Origin of the sequence: Longimonas sp. (genome assembly GCF_040409695.1) — a bacterium.
Classification (GTDB): domain Bacteria; phylum Bacteroidota; class Rhodothermia; order Rhodothermales; family Salinibacteraceae; genus Longimonas.
The window spans coordinates 1-3,286 of record NZ_JARWGJ010000023.1 but is presented as its reverse complement, the minus strand read 5'-3'; the positions used below and the strand labels follow the sequence as shown (position 1 = coordinate 3,286).

The following is a 3,286-nucleotide window of genomic DNA, read 5'->3' as shown; positions in this document are numbered from 1 at the left end:
CCCCCTCTGTCTGCCGACATCTCCCCCTTGGCCAAGGGGGAGAAACCCGACACGAGCCCGTAGGGCGACTGATGGAGCGAAGCGGAATAAGGGAGAGGGGGTTCGGAAAGAAAGAGCTGCTGCATTCAATCGCTTTATCATTTAGCGTCTATCCACTACCGAAAAAAGAAACCTGCGCATGCCGTTAGATAGCCAGAAGCGGAGCATGTAGAGTAAAGCTATAGCCACGACCGCAGCAACAGCTATGCAGATCCCGGATTGATTTCGGGGTCGACATCTGGGCTTGCGCCATCGCCTTCAACGGTTTCCTCAACGCCAGGTACAATCTCTTCGATCTCTTCGTCGGCGGGCTCGGCTTCGCGCTCGGCAACCGGTACACCTGTAGCCGGGCCGCGGCGCTGATTCTCGATAACGACCAGCGCTGCCGTTTCAGTGGCATGGCCGCCACCAAGCGCCGTCGTTTCGATCACGTGCCATCCGTTAGAGAGATGCTCGTTGAGGGAGGCAAGACCGTGCGTTTCGTCGCCTGCTATGCGAATGAGAAGTGCTTTCTGTTCGGGCGTATCCATGGTGAGTGTGCGAATCGGTTATGAGAACACCAGCGACCTGCGCAACCAAGGTACAACACAGCAATACCAATGTCTCATCCCCTACGCCGAACTACTGATTGCACTATCTGATTGCACTATGGCTTCTGTGCCTCGTATCGGTCTTATCTATGACGTGTTTGACGCATACGAATGGTCCGACGGCGATCCGCCTGATGCTGATGCCGAGTTTGAGCCGATCGAGACCGTAGACGCGCTTGCGGATGCGTTGCGTCGCTGCGAAACCGAGCCGGTACGTGTTGGCACAACCCGCGACCTGCAGCAGCAGCTTTGCGAGGGCCTCGCGCTCGACGCCGCCATCACCATTGCCGAAGGGCAGGGCACACGCAACCGCGAGGCGCATGCCCCCATCTTGCTCGAGCTGGCGGGCATCCCCCAGTGGGGCTCTGATGCACTCACGCTCTCCATTACGCTCGACAAAGCTTGTACCAAAGACCTTGCCGTGCAAGCCGGTGTGCAGACGCCTGCGTGGACGGTGTTTTCGGAGGCCAGCGAGGTTACGGCGTCGGCGCTTCCTGCAGACTTCCCGCTCTTCGTGAAGCCGCGCTACGAAGGCACCTCGAAGGGCATCTTGCCTGCGAGCAAGGTAACCTCGGTCGAGGCGCTGCGCCAGGAAGTAGAACGGCAGACGCATCTCTACCAGCAAGATGTACTTGTAGAGGCGTTTGTAAACGGCGGCGGTGAGTTTACGGTCGCCGTTGTCGGCAATGATCCGCCTGAAGCGCTGCCCGCACTGCAGCGCGCGGTGGAGCCAACGACGGGCATCGGCGTGCACGCGCTGGAACGGCGGGGCGGCCCCGATCGTGCGTGGTCATACGCCATCGAAGGTACACTCTCTGCAGCGCTCGAAGCGCAACTCGCGCACGACGCGCTGCGCATCTACCAGAAGCTGGAGTGCCGCGACGTGGCCCGAATCGACTTTCGGGTGGATGCGGAGGGAACGCCCTTCTTTCTGGAGATCAATCCGCTGCCGACGTTCGCCCCCGATGGCACATTTGCCATCATCGCTGAGCTTATGAATCGATCCTACCCGGACTTCCTCGCTGACGTGCTGGCTCGCGGACTGCGCCGCCTGCAGGTGCTTCCGTCCATCTCAGCCAACCCGGCTATTGAACAATAGCTACGTGCCGTGCGCCGCCGGTGCTACACGCCACTCTACACGCCACTCTACACGCCACCGTCGCCCCCTGACATCGCCCAACTGCCTAACTGCATGCCTGCTTCCCGTCCTCACATCGCCGCTGGCCGCCCGCCCGAGTGGACAGACTGGCGCTGGCAGATGCGTAACCGCATCAGCACGCTCGACGACCTCTCCGACTGGATCAATCCCACAGAGGGCGAGCGCCAAGGCATCGTCGACACCGAGCCGATCTTTCGGTGGAACATCACGCCGTACTACGCCGCGCTCATGGATGCAGACGACCCGGCCTGTCCGGTGCGTCGCCAGGTGGTGCCCCACATCGACGAACTCCACGACGACCTTGTTGATGAGCTCGATCCGCTACAAGAGGTTGCGCACTCGCCGGTCAAGAATCTGGTGCACAACTACCCCGACCGCGTGGCATTCTGCGTAACGGCTGAGTGTGCAGTGTACTGCCGCTTTTGCCTGCGCAAACGCATGGTCGGCGACGCGGATTTCTTCTTGCGAACGGGGGAGCTGCAAGAGGCGATCGACTACATTGCAGATACCCCCGCCATTCGCGACGTGCTACTTACCGGTGGCGACCCGCTTACATTCAACGAAGCCCATCTGGAGTGGCTGCTTTCGCGTCTCTATGCGATCGACCATGTCGAAATTGTTCGCTTCGGCACACGCATGCCCGTAAAGCTTCCGTACCGCATCACCGATGAGCTGTGCGAGCTGCTGGCGCAGTACACCCCGATGTGGGTCAACACCCACTTCAATCATCCCAACGAACTCACGCAAGACGCCGCCGACGCCATCGACCGGCTGCTGCGTGCCGGAATTCCGGTGGGCAACCAGACGGTGCTGATGCGGGGAATCAACGACGATCTGGATACAATGAAAGCGCTGTGCGAGGGACTCGTGGCCATGCGTGTGCGCCCTTACTACCTGTACCAGGCACAGGTCATTGGGGGCACGGGGCATCTGCGAACACCCATTGAAACCGGAATGCACCTGATGCATGAACTGCGCGGGCACACAACCGGATTTGCAATTCCAACGTATGTGCTCGACACGCCCTACGGAAAAGTGCCACTAAACGAATCGTGGGTACATGGGCGTGCTGGCGACTACGTCGTGATGGAGACCTACGACGGTACAACATGGGCCGAGCCCAATCCGCTGCACGAGCACAAACCTGCGATGACGCTTCCTGCCATTCCATATCCCGACGAAGCCGAAACGGTAGCGTCTACCGCGCAGGCCCCTGCGGCCGTCTAAGCAGCGCCGAAAATGCTTCTCAGGCTGCCAGATGCAACGCGTCGTACACAGGGCAAAGAACCTGCATGCTTACCCACGGTAAAGTTGATTCAATGCTTATTGCGTAAAGAGGGCACTTCGTTTGTGGGTAGAACGTAATATTAGATGCTAAAATAGACGGTAGCGGTTCAATGGTTAGTGATTGTCATGTGGGCTACATCATTGTAGTCCGCTTAACCCCCTCTGTCTACCGACATCTCCCCCTTGGAAAAGGGGGAGAAACCCGAAGGGA

General features: G+C 59.4%; 3 protein-coding genes. 2 read left to right on the top strand and 1 reads right to left on the bottom strand.

What is annotated here, in order from left to right; genetic code table 11:
* Positions 1 to 242: 242 nt before the first annotated feature.
* The gene (locus tag PPP56_RS01225; RefSeq protein ID WP_353561958.1) at positions 243 to 569 is read right to left on the bottom strand and encodes a hypothetical protein; all 327 of its coding nucleotides are present in this window, start codon (positions 567 to 569) and stop codon (positions 243 to 245) included.
* A gap of 118 nt (positions 570 to 687) precedes the next feature.
* Between PPP56_RS01225 and PPP56_RS01220 the strand changes: the two genes are divergently transcribed.
* Complete coding sequence (locus PPP56_RS01220) at positions 688 to 1,728, top strand: D-alanine--D-alanine ligase family protein (RefSeq protein ID WP_353561956.1); 1,041 nt, start codon at positions 688 to 690, stop codon at positions 1,726 to 1,728.
* Between the two features lie 93 nt (positions 1,729 to 1,821).
* Positions 1,822 to 3,015 carry a KamA family radical SAM protein gene (locus tag PPP56_RS01215; RefSeq protein ID WP_353561954.1) on the top strand — a complete coding sequence of 398 codons (1,194 nt, stop codon included), beginning with the start codon at positions 1,822 to 1,824 and terminating at the stop codon, positions 3,013 to 3,015.
* Positions 3,016 to 3,286 lie beyond the last annotated feature (271 nt).

Bases quoted from the DNA above. Each gene is read 5' to 3' on its own strand.
- PPP56_RS01225 (WP_353561958.1), bottom strand. From the start codon at position 569: ATGGATACGCCCGAACAGAAAGCACTTCTCATTCGCATAGCAGGCGAC.
- PPP56_RS01220 (WP_353561956.1), top strand. From the start codon at position 688: ATGGCTTCTGTGCCTCGTATCGGTCTTATCTATGACGTGTTTGACGCA.
- PPP56_RS01215 (WP_353561954.1), top strand. From the start codon at position 1,822: ATGCCTGCTTCCCGTCCTCACATCGCCGCTGGCCGCCCGCCCGAGTGG.